The 17,042-nt window shown below is 67.3% G+C and carries 15 protein-coding genes; 8 read left to right on the top strand and 7 right to left on the bottom strand.

All coding sequences use genetic code 11. The features are described from left to right. Positions 1 to 8: 8 nt before the first annotated feature. From DEH84_RS11430 to DEH84_RS11405, 6 genes are all read right to left on the bottom strand, one after another. A complete protein-coding gene (locus DEH84_RS11430) occupies positions 9 to 1,043 on the bottom strand; it encodes an HlyD family secretion protein (RefSeq protein ID WP_109036968.1) in 1,035 nt (344 codons plus the stop codon). Further along, positions 1,040 to 1,759 (bottom strand): CerR family C-terminal domain-containing protein, encoded by a 720-nt coding sequence (locus DEH84_RS11425; RefSeq protein ID WP_109036967.1) that lies wholly within the window; start codon positions 1,757 to 1,759, stop codon positions 1,040 to 1,042. Before DEH84_RS11425 ends, DEH84_RS11430 begins: the two co-directional genes overlap by 4 nt. A 140-nt stretch (positions 1,760 to 1,899) precedes the next feature. Beyond that, on the bottom strand, positions 1,900 to 2,421 hold the full coding sequence (locus tag DEH84_RS11420) for a GNAT family N-acetyltransferase (protein ID WP_159098937.1): 522 nt from the start codon (positions 2,419 to 2,421) through the stop codon (positions 1,900 to 1,902). 97 nt (positions 2,422 to 2,518) lie between these two features. Beyond that, positions 2,519 to 4,288: a PhoH family protein gene (locus tag DEH84_RS11415; RefSeq protein ID WP_109036965.1), complete on the bottom strand. Its 1,770-nt coding sequence runs from the start codon at positions 4,286 to 4,288 to the stop codon at positions 2,519 to 2,521. 370 nt (positions 4,289 to 4,658) lie between these two features. Continuing rightward, on the bottom strand, positions 4,659 to 5,138 hold the full coding sequence (locus DEH84_RS11410) for a peroxiredoxin (RefSeq protein WP_109036964.1): 480 nt from the start codon (positions 5,136 to 5,138) through the stop codon (positions 4,659 to 4,661). Between the two features lie 131 nt (positions 5,139 to 5,269). Next, positions 5,270 to 5,644 (bottom strand): Mth938-like domain-containing protein, encoded by a 375-nt coding sequence (locus tag DEH84_RS11405; RefSeq protein ID WP_109036963.1) that lies wholly within the window; start codon positions 5,642 to 5,644, stop codon positions 5,270 to 5,272. A gap of 188 nt (positions 5,645 to 5,832) precedes the next feature. Here DEH84_RS11405 and DEH84_RS11400 point away from each other — a divergent pair, with 188 nt between their 5' ends. The 3 genes from DEH84_RS11400 (at position 5,833) to thrC (ending at position 9,887) form a co-directional block, all read left to right on the top strand. Then, on the top strand, positions 5,833 to 7,056 hold the full coding sequence (locus DEH84_RS11400) for a pyridoxal phosphate-dependent aminotransferase (protein ID WP_109036962.1): 1,224 nt from the start codon (positions 5,833 to 5,835) through the stop codon (positions 7,054 to 7,056). Positions 7,057 to 7,146: 90 nt separating this feature from the next. Beyond that, positions 7,147 to 8,469, top strand: a complete 1,323-nt coding sequence (locus DEH84_RS11395; RefSeq protein WP_109038348.1) for a homoserine dehydrogenase — start codon at positions 7,147 to 7,149, stop codon at positions 8,467 to 8,469. Continuing rightward, positions 8,466 to 9,887 (top strand): threonine synthase, encoded by a 1,422-nt coding sequence (gene thrC, locus DEH84_RS11390; protein ID WP_109036961.1) that lies wholly within the window; start codon positions 8,466 to 8,468, stop codon positions 9,885 to 9,887. The genes DEH84_RS11395 and thrC overlap by 4 nt, the downstream gene beginning before the upstream one ends. Before the next feature lie 63 nt (positions 9,888 to 9,950). Here thrC and DEH84_RS11385 read toward each other — a convergent pair whose 3' ends face one another. Beyond that, complete coding sequence (locus DEH84_RS11385; protein ID WP_109036960.1) at positions 9,951 to 10,619, bottom strand: DUF542 domain-containing protein; 669 nt, start codon at positions 10,617 to 10,619, stop codon at positions 9,951 to 9,953. 145 nt (positions 10,620 to 10,764) lie between these two features. On the opposite strand from DEH84_RS11385, the gene DEH84_RS11380 reads away from it, so the two are divergent. The 5 genes from DEH84_RS11380 to clpB all read left to right on the top strand — a co-directional run bounded on the left by DEH84_RS11380 (position 10,765) and on the right by clpB (position 16,945). Then, positions 10,765 to 12,045, top strand: a complete 1,281-nt coding sequence (locus tag DEH84_RS11380) for a molybdopterin molybdotransferase MoeA (RefSeq protein WP_109036959.1) — start codon at positions 10,765 to 10,767, stop codon at positions 12,043 to 12,045. Positions 12,046 to 12,129: 84 nt separating this feature from the next. After that, complete coding sequence (locus tag DEH84_RS11375; protein ID WP_245932569.1) at positions 12,130 to 12,675, top strand: molybdenum cofactor biosynthesis protein MoaE; 546 nt, start codon at positions 12,130 to 12,132, stop codon at positions 12,673 to 12,675. Continuing rightward, positions 12,672 to 13,055, top strand: a complete 384-nt coding sequence (locus DEH84_RS11370) for a CrcB family protein (RefSeq protein WP_109036957.1) — start codon at positions 12,672 to 12,674, stop codon at positions 13,053 to 13,055. The genes DEH84_RS11375 and DEH84_RS11370 overlap by 4 nt, the downstream gene beginning before the upstream one ends. A gap of 3 nt (positions 13,056 to 13,058) precedes the next feature. Further along, complete coding sequence (locus DEH84_RS11365; protein ID WP_109036956.1) at positions 13,059 to 14,231, top strand: GGDEF domain-containing protein; 1,173 nt, start codon at positions 13,059 to 13,061, stop codon at positions 14,229 to 14,231. Between the two features lie 119 nt (positions 14,232 to 14,350). Next, positions 14,351 to 16,945 (top strand): ATP-dependent chaperone ClpB, encoded by a 2,595-nt coding sequence (clpB, locus tag DEH84_RS11360; protein WP_109036955.1) that lies wholly within the window; start codon positions 14,351 to 14,353, stop codon positions 16,943 to 16,945. The last annotated feature ends 97 nt before the right edge of the window (positions 16,946 to 17,042 follow it).

Here is a 17,042-nt window from a genome sequence, read left to right as displayed (position 1 = left end):
TGGTGCGCTCAGTGGGCAGACGCCGAGGCCGGCGCGGCCGCCGGCGCGGCCGCCGGCGCCACACCGGGCAGCTTGACGGCCAGTGGGGCCGGCCAGGCCACCCGCGCGTCCGTGCGCACATAGGCATAGCCCGTCAACCCGGCCTTCACAAAGCCGGCGTGCTGCTGCGCCAGCGCGCGCGGCACGGCCAGCTTCACGCGGTAGACCAGCTTGTCGCGCTCGGTCGCGGTCTCGACATACTTCGGCGTGAACTGCGCTTCGGCGGCCACGAAGGTCACGTGCGCGGGCAGCGTGTAGTCGGGCGCTGCGTCCAGCTGAAGCCGGGCCTCATCGCCCACCTTCAAGCGACCCGCCACCGACGTCGGCAGGAACACGGTCATGTGGACCTGGCTGGTGTCCAGCAGCGTGGCCACGCGTCCGCCGGAAGGGATGACCGAGCCTGGCTCGACCACGCGGTACTCGATGCGGCCGTCCACCGGCGCGCGCAGGCTCATGTCGGCAATCGCCACGTCGATGCGGCGGATCTGCGCGTCGGCCTCGGCACGGGCGGCGGTGGCCTCACCGATGGCCGCGGTGGCCACCATCACCCCCGCGCGCTCGCCGTCACGCTGGGCGGTGCGGCGGTCGACCTCGGCCACCGACACCAGCTCATCGCGGCGCAGCGTGGCGGTGTGGTCGAGCTCCAGCTGCGCCAGCCGGGCCTGTACCTGGCGCACGGCGGTTTCGGCCCTGGCGCGGGCCATGGCATTGGTGGCCCGTTCCCGGGCGGCCTCCACGGCGGCCCGTTGCGCCTGCAGCTCGCTGCTGTCCTGTCGCGCGATCAGATCGCCCGCGCGCACGACGTCGCCCTCACGCACTGGCAGGTCGACGATGCGCCCCGGGTACTTGGCCGCCACCTCGATCCGCTCGACTTCCAGGCGGCCGTTGCTGCGTGCAATGCCGGCCGGCAGATCGTCGCGGTGGGCCACGTACCAGTAGCCCGCGGCGCCGGCGGCTGCCGCTGCGCAGACCAGCACCATGGTGGTGATCACGGGGCGCTTCATGCCTGGGCTCCCCGGCGGGCGGCGCCCAGCAGTTGGTCGCGCAGTGCCGTGCCGATGGTCTCCAGCAGCATCTCGATGCGTGGCGGGGTGAAACCGTCCCAACCCAGCCGCCGCAGCAGCACATCGCCGGTGAGGCGGAAGCACACCGACTGGTGAAAGGCGAGGTAGGCCAGTGCCCGCGTGCGCGGGTGGTCCGCCGGCAGGTGCATGACCCGAGCCAGCACGCCACACACGGTGTCGTGGCTGGGCGAGATCACCTGTTCGAACAGCCGCTCGAAGGCGGCATCGCATTCGGTCTGAGCACGCATGTAGAACTGGATCCAGCTGGCCGGCGCCGCATCGGCCAGCAGCGACCGTGCATGCGCCTGCATGAATTGCACCAGGTGGTCCACCAGCGCGATCGGGTCGGTTTCCTCTTCGCAAGCGGCCTGCAAGTGGGCGAGCGGCTCGCGCATGCGGTCGGAAATGTAGTCAGCCAGCCAGGCAGCCGCCTGCCCGTACAGATCGTCCTTCGAGCCGAAGTAGTACGGGATGGCGCCCAGGTTCATGCCGGCCTGCTGGGCCACCATGCGCGTGGTGGTTGCTTCGAAGCCGTGGCGGCCGAACAGATCAAGGGCGGCCATCAGCATGCGGTCGCGGGCGAGGGCGCCGCGTGAGGATTCAGGCAGGGGGGCGTGCGTGTGGCTGGCAGGCGTCTGGAAGGTGACGGGTGTCATCGCGGATCCTGTGGCTTGGGTGCAGGGGAAACCCTGGCAACAGATCGCAGCATGACACCGCGGGCTCAATCAATCAATCGACTGATTTGATACACCGCAAGCCCCGCGAAAACACCGGCGAGGCATGCGATGGGCTCCGTTCAACGCAGGTTCTGCTGCATGAAACACGCTTCATCTCCGAAGCTGCGGAGCTTGTCGGCAAGCGGGCCCTCGGCCTCCACCACCGAGAAGCCGTGCCGCGCCCAGTAAGGCACCGAGCCCTGCACGGCCACCAGCACCATGGCGTCGCAGCCCAGCGCGTGGGCCTGTTGCCGCGCCGCGTCCAGAAGGCGGCTGGCCAGCCCCAGCGCACGGGCTTCGGGGTGCACCGCCATGTCGTGCAGATACAGCCAGCCGGGCTCCGCGGGCCGTTGCCATGCGGTCGCGTGCAACGCCGGCAGGTTGTGCGGCGTGACGGGCAGGCAAAAGAGATACGCCCTCAGCTGGCCGCGATGATCGACCCCCCAGCACGTGTCGGGCGCCTGGCGCAGCTTGTTGGCAAAGGCGTCTACCGGCTCGACGAAGCCTTCGCCATAGCAGGCGGCCTGGATGTCCAGCACGCCGGGCAGGTCGGCATGCAGCAGGGGGCGGATGACGGGCGGGGGCGAGGCAGACACAGACATGCATCCTAGGGAAAACCGCCCCGGCTTGGCCATGGCAGACGAAAAAAAGCCGAGGACGGTGCCTCGGCTTTCTGTGTGGCGTGGTGCCGATCGTGCGTCAGAGCACTTCCGAAGCGAAGTCGGCCAGGCGCGAACGCTCGCCCCGCGCCAGCGTCACGTGCCCGCTGTGCGGCCAGCCCTTGAACTTGTCGACCGCGTAGGTCAGGCCCGACGAGCCCTCGGTCAGATAAGGCGTGTCGATCTGCGCTAGGTTCCCCAGGCAGACGATCTTGGTGCCCGGACCTGCTCGCGTGATCAGCGTCTTCATCTGCTTGGGCGTGAGGTTCTGCGCCTCGTCGATGATCAGGAACTTGTTCAGGAAGGTGCGACCCCGCATGAAGTTCATGCTCTTGATCTTGATCTTGCTGCGCACCAGTTCGTTGGTGGCCGCACGCCCCCATTCACCGGCACTGCTGTCGCCGCGGGCCAGCACTTCCAGGTTGTCGTCCAGCGCGCCCATCCACGGCGACATCTTCTCTTCTTCCGTGCCCGGCAGGAAGCCGATGTCCTCGCCCACCGGCACGGTCACGCGGGTGACGATGATCTCGGTGTAGCGGCGCTCGTCGAGCACCTGGCTCAGCGCCGAGGCCAGCGTCATCAGTGTCTTGCCGGTGCCGGCCGAGCCCGTCAGCGTCACGAAGTCGCAGTCGGGGTCCATCAGCAGGTTCAGCGCGAAGTTCTGCTCGCGGTTGCGTGCCGACACGCCCCACACAGAGTGCTTCTGGTTCGTGTAGTCCTTCAGCGTGCGCAGCACGGCCGACTTGCCGGTGATCTCGGTGACCTTGCCGTACCAGGGCGCGGCGCCCGGGCTCTCGTAGTACACGAACTGGTTGATCAACAGCGACGGCACCATGGGCCCGGTGATCCGGTAGTAGGTGATGCCACCTTGCTGCCAGCTTTCCATGCCCTTGGCGTGGCGCTCCCAGAAGTCGCCGGGCAGCGGCAGCACGCCGGTGTAGAGCAGGTCGCCGTCTTCCAGCGTCTTGTCGTTGAAATAGTCCTCGGCGGGCAGGCCCAGCGCGCGGGCCTTGATGCGCATGTTGATGTCTTTCGACACCAGCACCACTTCGCGGCCCGGGTGCTCGTTGCGCAGCGCCTGCACCACCCCCAGGATCTGGTTGTCGGCCTTGCCCTGGGGCAGCCCCATGGGCAGCTCGATCGCCATGCCCGTGGTCTGGAAGTACAGCTTGCCCTTGGCTTCGACGTGGCCGGTCTTGGCCAGTGTGATGCCCGAGTCGGGCGCCACCTGCTGGCGGTTGCTCATGTCGGCGGCCAGCGCGTCCAGATCCCGGCTGACCTGACGGGCGTTGCGCGCCACCTCGGTCATGCCCTTCTTGTGCCCGTCCAGCTCTTCCAGCGTGATCATGGGCAGGTAGATGTCGTGTTCTTCGAAACGGAACAGCGACATCGGGTCGTGCAGCAGCACGTTCGTGTCCAGCACGAACAGCTTGGCCGGGCCGTCGTCCACCTTGCGGCGGCGGCTGCCCCCGGTGGTCGCGGCGGTGCGCGCCTTGCTGGCGCTGGATGGTTCGGGCGTGGGCGCAGCCGGCGCATTGACCTTGTCGGCCACGATCGGGGCCGTGCGCGGCGCCGCCACGACGGGCGTGCGCTGCACCGGCGCCGTGTTGCGGGCAGTGTGGCCTTGCGGCTTGACCAGCTCCAGCACCGGGGCGGCGGGCGACGCGACCTCGGGCAGGGCCGGGGGCGCCGCGTCGGTGGTACGGGTGCCGGCTTTCGAGCGGCTTGCCTTGGCCGGTTTGGGCTGCGAGGCGTAGTCCTCCTCGGTCAGCATGTCAGCGCGTTTGGTGGGCGGCTTGGGCAGAGGCATGGTGAAGTCCGTCGGGTTGGGGCAAACAAAAAGGCCGCACAGGGCGGTGTGCGGCCTCGTTCGGGTCGACCTGATGATCGCAGGGGCGATGCCAGGCAGGTCGGACGTCGGCGGGGAAACAGTCAATGCGCAGGGGCATGCGATCGATTATGCACACACCGTGCCCGCCCGCCAGCGCGGTATCCCGGGCGTGAGCCCCCGGCGTGGCGGCGGCGTGACAGCCGCCCCCGACAGGTCACAAACGTGTCATCCTGGACAGTCGCAGGCGGGCAAAACAAAGGGCGCCTCGGGGACGCCCTTGCTGTGATGGTGAGCCGCCTCGTTTACGCTTCTTTACCGCGAAGTCTGGCGTGCACACCACAGATCCGGCTCAAGCGGCCTCTTGTTTCAGGCTCTGAACGGCCTTCAGGACGTCGTCCACGTGGCCGGCCACCTTGATGCCGCGCCACTCTTCGCGCAGCACGCCGTCCGGGCCGATCAGGAACGTGGAGCGCTCGATGCCCTTGACCTTCTTGCCGTACATGATCTTGTTCTTGACCACGCCGAACATGTGGCAGAGCTTCTCTTCGGTGTCGGCAATCAGCTCGTACGGCAGTTCGAGGTTGGACTTGAACTTGTCGTGCGAGGCCAGGTTGTCGCGTGAAACGCCGAACACCACGGCCCCGGCCTTCACGAATTCCTTGTGCTTGTCGCGGAACTGCATGGCTTCGGTGGTGCAGCCAGGGGTGTGGTCCTTCGGGTAGAAGTACAGCACCACAGTCTGACCGATGTAACCCTGAGGAGTGAACTTCACGCCCCCAGTGGCAACTGCTTCGAATTCCGGCAACGGTTTGTTCAGGGCGGGTGTCATGTCTTGGTGAATCAGCAGCCTGATTGAATAGCCTCAGATTATAAAGTGCTTCTGCCGACACCCCCCGAGGTGTGGCTGGATCCCCCTGAGGGAGGATCAGACTCGGGTCGCTGAGGCGCGAAGACGCGACTTCAGCGCCCGATCAGCAGGGCCGCCCACACCTGCCGGCCTTCGCCGACCAGGATGTTGAACGTGCGGCACGCGGCGGCCGTGTCCATGGACTCGACCCCGATGCGTGCGCCCATGAGTTCGCGCAGCACCGCAGGCGGCGGAAAACGAAGCGTGGTGCCCGACCCGAAGACGACCACCTCGGGGCGTGCCGCCACCAGCGGGGCAAAGTGCGCTTCCGTCAGGTCGGCCAGCGCGGCCGGCTCCCAGGGCTGCACCGGCCCGGTGGGTGGAATGAGGATGCTGTGCGTGTAGGCCACGCCATTGACGGACACGGAGCCGGGTTCGCAGGCATGGATGACGTTGACGCCCTCGGCGCGGTCGGCATGCAGTTTCATGAACGGGTGGGCAGGTTGGTGCACGGCGGCCGCACGGGCTGCGCCGGCCGGGAGAGGGTGTGGTTAAATTGTAGCTTTCCCTGAAAAAGCCGCGATTTGAGCGCGGTCTGTGCCTGCTTGCCGCTTTTGCGGTCGCGCACGGAAAGGGAAGCCCTGCCGAGCCCCCACGCACTCCCACGGAGCCTGTTTTGAAGCCGATCGCCAAATCCAGCAAGCTTGCCAACGTCTGCTACGACATCCGTGGGCCCGTGCTGGACAAGGCGCGCCAGATGGAAGAAGACGGGCACAAGATCATCAAGCTCAACATCGGCAACCTGGCCGTGTTCGGGCTCGAGCCGCCCGACGAGATCGTGCAGGACATGATCCGCAACCTGTCGGGCGCGGCCGGCTACACCGACAGCAAGGGCCTGTTCGCGCCGCGCAAGTCGGTGGTGCACTACTGCCAGGAAAAGGGCATCAAGGGCGTCACGGTGGACGACGTCTACCTGGGCAATGGCGCCTCCGAACTCATCGTGATGGCGCTCAATGCGCTGCTGAATGAAGACGACGAGGTGCTGCTGCCGGCACCCGATTACCCGCTGTACACGGCGGCGGTGTCGCTGTCGGGCGGCCGCCCGGTGCACTACCTGTGCGACGAGCAGTCCGACTGGTATCCCGACATCGCCGACATCCGCGCCAAGATCACGCCGAAGACCAAGGCCATCGTCGTCATCAACCCGAACAACCCGACGGGCGCGCTCTACCCCGAGAGCCTGCTGAAAGAGATCATCCAGGTCGCACGCGAGCACCAGCTCATCGTGATGGCCGACGAAATCTACGACAAGACGCTGTACGACAGCGCCGTGCACACCTCGATGGCCTCGCTGGCCGACGATGTGCTGTTCCTGACCTTCAACGGCCTGAGCAAGAACTACCGCTCGTGCGGCTACCGTGCCGGCTGGATGGTGGTGTCCGGCGAGAAGCGCCATGCCCGCGACTACATCGAAGGCCTGAACATGCTGGCCTCGATGCGCCTGTGCGCCAACACGCCGGGCCAGCTGGCCATCCAGACCGCATTGGGGGGCTACCAGAGCATCAAGGACCTGGTGGCGCCGGGCGGGCGGCTGTGCAAGCAGCGCGATCTGGCCTATGACCTGCTGACCCAGATCCCGGGCGTGAGCGTGGTCAAGCCCAAGGGCGCGCTCTACATGTTCCCGCGGCTCGACCCCAAGATGTACCCCATCGCCGACGACCAGCAGTTTGCTTACGAGTTGCTGGCCGAAGAGAAGGTGCTGATCGTGCAGGGCACCGGTTTCAATTGGGCCCACCCTGACCACTTCCGCCTGGTCTTCCTGCCCAACAGCGACGACCTGACCGACGCCGTGGGCCGCATTGCGCGCTTCCTGGATGGTTACCGCAAGCGCTACGCCTGAGCCCGCACCTCCCTTACCCCTTTGTACCCACCCGCGCCGCCCACAAGGCCGCGCGCAGCGAGAGAAGAGAACGACATGAGCCAAGAACAACTGCGTCCCGTGCGCGTCGGCCTGCTGGGCATCGGCACCGTCGGCGGTGGCACCTTCACCGTGCTGCAGCGCAACCAGGAAGAGATCCGTCGCCGTGCTGGCCGGGGCATCGAGATCACCATGGTGGCCGACCTGAACACCGAGCGCGCCAAGGCCGTGGTCGGTGATGCCGCCAAGGTGGTGGCCGACGCCCGCGAAGTGATCGCGAGCCCGGACGTGGATGTGGTGGTCGAGCTGATCGGTGGCTACGGCATCGCCAAGGCGCTGGTGCTGGAAGCCATTGCGGCTGGCAAGCACGTGGTCACGGCCAACAAGGCCCTGCTGGCCGTGCACGGCACCGAGATCTTCGCCGCCGCCCGTGAAAAGGGCGTGATGGTGGCCTTCGAGGCCGCCGTGGCCGGTGGCATCCCCATCATCAAGGCGCTGCGTGAAGGCCTGACGGCCAACCAGATCCAGTGGGTGGCCGGCATCATCAACGGCACCACGAACTTCATCCTGTCCGAGATGCGTGACAAGGGCCTGGACTTCGACGTGGTGCTGAAGGAAGCGCAGCGTCTGGGTTACGCCGAAGCCGACCCGACCTTCGACATCGAAGGCGTGGACGCCGCCCACAAGGCCACGATCATGAGCGCCATCGCCTTCGGCGTGCCGGTGCAGTTCGACAAGGCCCATGTGGAAGGCATCACCAAGCTGTCGGCCACCGACATCAAGTACGCCGAGCAACTGGGCTACCGCATCAAGCTGCTGGGCATCGCGCGCCGCCAGGCCGAAGGCATCGAGCTGCGCACCCACCCGACGCTGGTGCCGATGCGCCGCCTGATCGCCAATGTGGAAGGCGCGATGAACGCCGTGATGGTGCAGGGCGACGCCGTGGGCACCACCATGTATTACGGCAAGGGTGCCGGCTCCGAGCCGACCGCCTCGGCCGTGGTGGCCGACCTGGTCGACATCGCCCGCCAGGTTCAGGCACCTGCCGCGTCGCGCGTGCCGGCGCTGGCCTTCCAGCCCGATGCGCTGTCCAGCCTGCCCATCCTGCCGATCGAGCAGGTGGTCACCTCGTTCTACCTGCGCCTGCGCGTGGCCGACCAGACCGGCGTGCTGGCCCGCATCACGAGCATCCTGGCCGAGCAGGGCATCAGCATCGACGCGGTGCTGCAGCGCGAGGCCGATGAAGTGAGCGGCGAGGGCGGCAACCAGACCGACCTCATCATCCTCACACACGACACCAAGGAAGGCGCGATGAACACCGCGCTGGCTGCGATGCAGTCCCTGCCGACCGTGCTCGCCCCGATCGTCAAGCTGCGCAAGGAAGAGTTGGCATGAAATACATCAGCACCCGCGGTGACCAGACGCGGCGCGGCTTCTCGGAGATCCTGCTGGAAGGCCTGGCTCCGGACGGCGGCCTGTACCTGCCGGTGGCCTACCCGAAGGTCGATGACGCGCTGCTGTCGAAGTGGCGTGGTCTGTCGTACGCCGAGCTGGCCTTCGAGATCCTGTCGCTCTACATCGACGACATCCCGGCGGCCGACCTGAAGGCCCTGACGGCCAAGACTTACACCAAGGCGGTGTACGGTTTTGACGAGATCACGCCGCTGAAGCCGCTCGAGCCCGGTCTGGCGCTGGAAGCCCTGTCGAACGGCCCGACGCTGGCCTTCAAGGACATGGCCATGCAGTTGCTGGGCAACCTGTTCGAATACCAACTGGGTCGCCGTGGCGAGCAGCTCAACATCCTGGGCGCCACCTCGGGCGACACCGGCAGCGCGGCCGAATACGCCATGCGCGGCAAGAAGGGCGTGCGCGTGTTCATGCTGAGCCCCAACGGCCGCATGAGCCCGTTCCAGCAGGCCCAGATGTTCAGCCTGCAGGACCCGAACATCCACAACCTGGCGGTGGAGGGCGTGTTCGACGACGCGCAGGACATCGTCAAGGCGGTCTCGAACGACCTCGAGTTCAAGCGCAAGTACAAGATCGGCACGGTCAACTCGATCAACTGGGCCCGCCTGCTGGCCCAGGTCGTGTACTACTTCGCCGGCTACTTCTACGCCACCAAGTCGAACGCCGAGAAGGTCAGCTTCACGGTGCCCTCGGGCAACTTCGGCAACGTCTGCGCCGGCCACGTCGCTCGCATGATGGGTCTGCCGGTCGAGAAGCTGGTGGTGGCCACGAACGAGAACAACGTGCTGGACGAGTTCTTCCGCACCGGCACCTACCGCGTGCGGGGCTCGGCGGAAACGTACGAGACCTCGTCGCCCTCGATGGACATCAGCAAGGCCTCGAACTTCGAGCGTTTCGTGTTCGACCTGCTGGGCCGCGATGGCGCCCGCGTGAAGGCCCTGTTCAAGGACGAGGTCGAGCAGCGCGGCGTGTTCACGCTCACGGCGGAGGAGTTCGCCCGCGTGCCGGGCTACGGTTTCGTGTCTGGCACCAGCACGCATGCCAACCGCCTGGCCACCATCAAGGACACCTTCGAGCGCTTCGGCATCATGATCGACACCCACACGGCCGATGGCCTGAAGGTGGCGCGTGAGCACGTCTCGGCCGGCGTGCCGATGCTGGTGCTGGAGACAGCCCTGCCGGCCAAGTTCGCCGAAACCATCGTGGAAGCCACGGGCCGTCAGCCCGAGCGTCCGAGCTGGATCCAGGGCCTGGACGGGCTGGAGGACCTGCCCAAGCGCTTCGTGGTGGTGCCCAAGAGCACGCAGGCCGTCAAGGACTACATCGTCCAGCACTGCCAGGACTGAGCCTCGCCTGCCTCCCTTTGAAAGCCTGCCTCTGCGCAGGCTTTTTTCGTGGCGCAGGCGGGTTCAACTTGCCAGCCTCCGGGCGCGCTCGAAGAGCACGTTGCGCTCCAGGTAGATGTGCTCCATCAGGTCTTCCTTGAACCGGCGCAGCGCGGTGCAGAGGGTTCGCCACTCGGGCGATCCGTCGTCCGGCGCCGTGAAGCCATGCGTGAGCCGATCGAGCTGCACCAGCGCGCTGGCATGGCCCTCGTGTACCTTTTGCATGGCGTTCATGGCGGCCTGGGCTTGCTGGGCTTCTCCATCGGCGAGCAGCGGGAACAGGCAGTCCTCTTCCAGTTGCATGTGCTGTGCGAGCGCGGTGCCCAGTCCCTCGAGCACCGAAACGAGGCCCCGTGGGCAGGCCGGATGGTCGGCATGCACGGCCTCCACTTGCCGGGCCAGCCGCATCAATTCGGGCAGCTGGACGCGGTGGTGGCCGTGGTAGCGCTCCAGCAGGTGCTCCACCAGCGCCGGCGTGCTGGCCCTTGCCCAGTTCACCTGGGTGCGGGCGGCCTGCTTGATGGCCGCCAATTCGGCTTCGATCACGGCAAGGTCCAGGCCCCTTGCCTGGGCCGCGGCCCGGAGCGTCTGGTCGGCTTCGGTGCAGAAGTCGAGGTTGTGCAGGTGAAAGACCCGGGTCGCACCGGGAATGGCGCGGGCCAGGGTGCCCAGGGCCAGGTCAGCGTCATGCATGGTGTCCTCACGGTTCGACAGGAATGCACCGATGGTCGCGGCGCAAGGGCAGCAGGGTTTTGATGCGGCGCAAGTCCGGGTTGCCGTCTGATGGACGTGCGCTGCGCCACAATCACGCCGCGTTCACTTTGTGCCGAGGATCTCCGTGCCACCTGCCTTCCAACCCCTCACTCCGCTCGACGAAGCCTGGTGGCGCCTGCACGCCGCGGTGCAGACGCACCTGGACGCCTGCGTGCTGAAGCGCGAGTCGGTGGCCAGCGTGGACGCCCTGGGGCGGGTGCTGGCACAGGATCTGGCCTCGACCGTCGATGTTCCCCCGCTCGACAACAGCGCCATGGACGGCTATGCGGTGCATGCGGAAGACCTGCCGGCCCTGGCGCAGCCGGGCGGCGTGCTGACCGTGGCGCAGCGGATTGCCGCGGGGCAGGTTGGCGTGACGCTCGCGCCCGGGCAGACAGCGCGCATCTTCACCGGGGCACCGGTGCCCGTGGGAACGGGTGCCGTGGTGATGCAGGAGCACACCGAGTCGGCCGGCGAGGGAGCCGTGCGCTTCACCCAGCCCGTGCAGGCGGGGCAGAACATCCGTCGCCGCGGCGAGGACATCGGTTGCGGGCAGACCGTGCTGTCGGCGGGGCAGCGGCTCACCGCTGCGGGCCTCGGCGTGGCGGCCTCGGTTGGCGCGGCCCACCTTCCGGTGTTTGCCCGCCCGCGTCTCGGCGTGCTGACGACGGGCAACGAACTGGTGATGCCCGGCGAGCCGCTGCCGCCAGGCGCCATCTACAACAGCAACCGTCACACCTTGATGGGCCTGGCGCAGGGATGCGGGGCCGTGGTGAGCGACCTGGGCATCGTGCCCGACCAGCTGGAAGCCACGCGGGCTGCCCTGCGCTCTGCAGCGGCCCACCACGACCTGATCATCACCAGCGGTGGCGTGTCAGTCGGCGAGGAGGATCACCTGCGGGCGGCGGTGCAGGCCGAGGGCGAACTGGCGCTCTGGGCTTTGGCGATCAAGCCGGGCAAGCCCTTCGTGTTTGGTCGGCTGCGCCGGACCGATGGCACGCACGCGCTGTACATGGGTCTGCCTGGCAACCCGGTGGCCAGCTATGTGACCTTTCTGTTGCTCGTGCGGCCGGTGCTGAGCCGCCTGGCTGGTGAGGGGTGGCACCTGCCCCGACCGCTGATGCTGCCGGCTGGCTTTGCGTGGCCGAAGGCCGACAAGCGCCGCGAGTTCGTGCGCGCCCGTCTGGGCGACGATGGACGGCCCGTGCTGCACCCGCACCAGGGCTCGGGCGTGTTGAGCTCGGCGGCGTGGGCGGACGGCCTGGTCGACCTGGCGCCGGGCCAGACCGTGGTGCCGGGCGACCTGGTGCGGTGGCTGCCCCTGGCCGAGCTGTTGCAGCCGGCGATGGCGAGCCGCCAGGGTTGATCCGCACGCTGTTCTGCGAAGATGCCACCATGCGCACAGAAGTTTCGTTCGCCTTCCTTTCTCTGATCGCCGAGGGGTAAGCCCATGTCCACGCCACCCACCTGGCAGGACATGTTGTCCTGCGTCACCGTCGGCACCGACGACTTCGACCTGAGCACCGAGGTGGCGCGCCTGCGCGCCGGAGACCTGGGCGTGGGGGCCGTAGCGAGCTTTGTCGGCACGGTGCGCGAATGGGTGCATGAGTCCGGCGGGGCAGCACAATCTGCCCCGGACCAAGCCATCTCGCAGCCTGTGATGTCGCTCGAACACTATCCCGGGATGACGGAACGCAGCATCGCCGAGTTGATCGTGACCGCCCGCGAGCGGTTTGACGTGCGCGGCGTGCGGGTGATCCACCGCGTGGGGCCGCTGGCGCTGGGTGACCAGATCGTGCTGGTGGCGGTGAGTTCTGCACACCGCGGAGACGCCTTTGCCTGCTGTGCTTTCCTGATGGACTGGCTGAAGACGCGGGCGCCGTTCTGGAAGAAGGAAATCTCGGCGCAGGGCAGCCGTTGGGTGGAAGCGCGCGCCAGCGATGACGCAGCGGCGGCGCGCTGGTCTGGCCCCGACGCGCCCGGGGGCCCTGCATGAGCGCCTACGTCTGGCAAGCCCTCGCTGTAGCCGGTGGCGCGGTGGTGGGGGCGTGGCTGCGCTGGCTGGCTGCGCTGTGGCTCAACCCGTTGTGGGTCGGCTTTCCGCTGGGCACGCTGTTCGTCAACCTGGTCGGGGGCTTTCTGGCCGGCTTGGCGTTCGTCTTTTTCGGGCGCGTGTCGAATGAAACACTGCGGCTGCTGATCGTCACCGGCGGACTCGGGGGGCTGACGACGTTTTCCAGCTTCTCGGCCGAGTCGCTGGCGCTGATCGAGAAGGGGCGGCCAGAGGTTGCCGTGGCGCACACAGCCGCCCACGTGCTCGGCGCGCTGGGCTGCGCCTTCCTGGGCGCGCGACTGGCGCGGCACTGGTGGGCCTGAGCCATGGGCGCGATTGACGTCTACACCAGCTACGTGGCGGCCGGCGCGGGGGCGCTGGTGGGCTTCGGGCTTGTTTCGCTCGTCCGGACCGACCAGCCGCGCATACGCCAGGCCCTGAGCCTGTACCGCTGGGCGTTTGCCTGCCTCGGCACACTGGCCGGCCTGCCCCTGATGCCGGATGCCGCGCGCGCGAGCTACCTGCAACTCGGCATCGGCTTCGTCGGCATGGGCGTGGCCTTGCTGGCCTGGGCTTTCCGGCAACTCAACGGGCGCCGCACCTCTCCCGTCGCGGGCACGGTGCTCACACTCCTCACGGGCGCGGTGCTCTGGGCCGGGGCGTGGGCGGGCGACCGACACTTCGTGCTGACGATCGGCTGGGTGTTCACGGTCCTCAGCGTGGGCCTGGCCGTGGAGCAAGGCTGGCTGATCCTGCGCAGTCCGCGCGTGAGTGGCGCCGAAATGTCATTGCTGGGCGTGGCGGCCGGCTTTGCGCTGAACTGGGTGGTGGTGCTCAACCATGCCCTCACCGTGCCAGGCCCTTACCCGGCTCACTGGCTGCACGCGCCTGCGTGGCTGCTGCCGTGGTCCGGCCTGGCCATCGCCATCCTGCCGCTGGTGGTGGCCGCGGTGGTGTTTGCCATCGTCAACGAGCGGCTCAGTGCCCAGCTTCGTGCGCGGGCCCTGTCCGACGACCTGACGGGAACCTTGTCGCGGCGCGGGCTGCGTGAACTGGGTGAACGCATGCTGGCCCTGCAGCTCAAACCGCCGCGTGCCACGGCGGTGCTGATGATCGACGTCGATCACTTCAAGGCCATCAACGACCGGCATGGGCACCTGATCGGTGACGAGGTCCTGCGCCACCTGGCCCAGGTGCTGCGCGACCACCTGCGCGAGGACGCCTTGCTGGCCCGCTACGGCGGTGAGGAATTTACCGTGCTGCTGCCGGTGAAGCTGGAAAGCGAGGCACTGCGCGTGGCCGAGCGGCTGCGCCGTGTGGTGGAAGGCACGCCGTGCCGGGCGCGCGGGGTGTCGGTGAGCGTCACGGTCAGCATCGGCGTGGCCTACCACGGCCGCGGCGAGTCGCTCGACGAGGGTCTGGCCCGGGCCGATGCCAGCCTGTACGAGGCCAAGCGGCTGGGCCGCAACCGGGTCGTCTGCCTCCCACCACCCGCTTGACCGACGTCAAGCCGCGGCGCTCGTGGAGGCCGTCGGCGCAGCAGGGGGCTTGAAATGCGGCGTGTCTGCCCACACTCTTGGACGCATCGGCACCGATGCCCGGTGCCCCAGGAGTACCCATGCGACTCGACAAACTCACCACGAAATTTCAGGAAGCGCTGACGGAGGCCCAGAGCCTGGCCGTCACCCGAGACAACCCCTACATCGAGCCGGCCCACATCCTGCTCGCCATGCTGCGCCAGGAAGAGGGCCCCAAGGCCCTGCTGGAACGCGCCGGCGTGAAGGTGCAGCCCCTGGCGGCCGCGCTGGAAAAGCAGATCGACAAGCTGCCCCAGGTGCAGGGCGCCGACCAGGTTCAGGCTGGCCGCGACACCATCAGCCTGTTGCAGGGCGCCGAGAAGGAAGCCCACAAGGCCGGTGATCCCTACATCGCCAGCGAGATGTTCCTGCTGGCGCTGACCGACCACAAGGGTGACACCGGCGCGCTGGTGCGCGACCATGGCCTTACCCGCAAAGCGCTTGAAACCGCCGTCAAGGCCGTCCGTGGAGACCAGAAGGTGGACAACCCCGAAGCCGAAGGCCAGCGCGAAGCGCTGAAGAAGTACACGCTGGACCTGACCGAGCGCGCTCGCCAGGGCAAGCTCGACCCGGTCATCGGCCGCGACGAGGAAATCCGCCGCGCCATCCAGGTGCTGCAGCGCCGCTCCAAGAACAATCCCGTGCTCATCGGCGAGCCCGGCGTGGGCAAGACCGCCATCGTCGAAGGCCTGGCCCAGCGCATCGTGGCCGGCGAGGTGCCCGATTCGCTGAAGAACAAGCGCGTGCTGGTGCTGGACATGGCCCTGCTGCTGGCCGGGGCCAAGTACCGCGGCGACTTCGAAGAGCGCCTCAAGGGCGTGCTCAAGGAAGTGGCCAAGGACGAAGGCCAGACCATCATGTTCATCGACGAGATCCACACCATGGTCGGTGCGGGCAAGGCCGATGGCGCGATGGACGCGGGCAACATGCTCAAGCCCGCCCTGGCGCGCGGCGAGCTGCACTGCATCGGCGCGACCACGCTCGACGAATACCGCAAGTACATCGAGAAGGACGCTGCGCTGGAGCGCCGCTTCCAGAAGATCCTCGTGGGCGAACCCACGGTGGAGGCCACCATCGCCATCCTGCGCGGCCTGCAGGAAAAGTACGAGGTGCACCACGGCGTCGAGATCACCGACCCGGCCATCGTGGCCGCGGCCGAGCTGTCCAACCGCTACATCACCGACCGCTTCCTGCCGGACAAGGCCATCGACCTGATCGACGAGGCCGCGGCCAAGATCAAGATCGAGATCGACTCCAAGCCCGAGGCGCTCGACCGTCTGGACCGTCGCCTCATCCAGCTCAAGATCGAGCGCGAGGCCGTCAAGCGCGAGCGTGACGAGGCCTCTCAGAAGCGCTTCGAGCTGATCAACGAAGAGATCACCCGCCTGCAGAAGGAATACGCTGACCTGGAAGACGTCTGGAAGGCCGAGAAGGCGCAGGCGCAGGGTTCGGCCACCGTGAAGGAAGAGATCGACAAGATCCGATTCCAGATTGAGGAGTTCAAGCGCAAGGGCGATTTCAACAAGGTGGCCGAGCTCCAGTACGGCAAGCTGCCCGAGCTGGAAAAGCGCCTGAAGGACGCGCAGGAAAAGGAATCCGCCAAGGGCAAGGCCGGCGATCGTCCGCAGCTGCTGCGCACCCAGGTCGGCGCTGAAGAGATCGCCGAGGTCGTGGCGCGTGCCACCGGCATCCCCGTGTCCAAGCTGATGCAGGGCGAGCGCGACAAGCTGCTGGCGATGGAGGACAAGCTGCACGAGCGCGTGGTGGGCCAGGAAGAGGCCATCGTCGCCGTGTCGGACGCCATCCGTCGCTCACGCGCCGGCCTGTCGGACCCGAACCGTCCGTACGGCTCCTTTCTGTTCCTCGGCCCCACTGGCGTGGGCAAGACCGAGCTGTGCAAGGCGCTGGCCGGCTTCCTGTTCGACAGCGAAGACCACCTCATCCGCATCGACATGAGCGAGTTCATGGAGAAGCACTCGGTGAGCCGCCTGATCGGTGCGCCCCCGGGCTATGTGGGCTACGAAGAGGGCGGCACGCTGACCGAGGCCGTGCGGCGCAAGCCCTACAGCGTCGTGCTGCTCGACGAGGTCGAGAAGGCCCACCCGGACGTGTTCAACGTGCTGCTGCAGGTACTGGACGACGGCCGCCTGACCGATGGCCAGGGCCGCACCGTCGACTTCAAGAACACCGTCATCGTGATGACCTCGAACCTGGGCTCGCACCACATCATGCAGATGGCCGGTCAGCCCGCCGAGGACATCAAGGACGCCGTCTGGGTCGAGGTCAAGCAGCACTTCCGTCCCGAGTTCCTGAACCGCATCGACGAGGTCGTGGTGTTCCATGCGCTCGACCAGGCGCACATCGAGTCGATCGCGAAGATCCAGCTCAAGGGCCTGGAAGCGCGCATCGCCCAGATGGACATGAAGCTCGACGTGAGCCCGGCTGCTCTGGTCGAACTGGCCAAGGTGGGCTTCGATCCAGTGTTTGGTGCGCGGCCGCTCAAGCGGGCGATCCAGCAGCGCATCGAGAACCCGGTGGCCAAGCTGATCCTGAAGGGCCAGTTCGGCCCGAAGGACGTCATCCCGGTGGACGTGGACAGCAAAGGCGAGTTCAGTTTCGCCCGGACTGTGCACTGATCCGGTGCGTGTCTGATCGCGGGGAACCAGAGGCCGCCTTCGGGCGGCCTTTTGACGTTTTGTGTGATCGGTCTTTCTTCATTGCCACTCCACTGTG

Origin of the sequence: Aquabacterium olei, assembly GCF_003100395.1 — a bacterium.
Classification (GTDB): Bacteria; Pseudomonadota; Gammaproteobacteria; order Burkholderiales; family Burkholderiaceae_C; genus Aquabacterium; species Aquabacterium olei.
The sequence above is the reverse complement of the archived record's forward strand: the minus strand, read 5'-3'. Positions and strand labels throughout refer to the sequence as shown.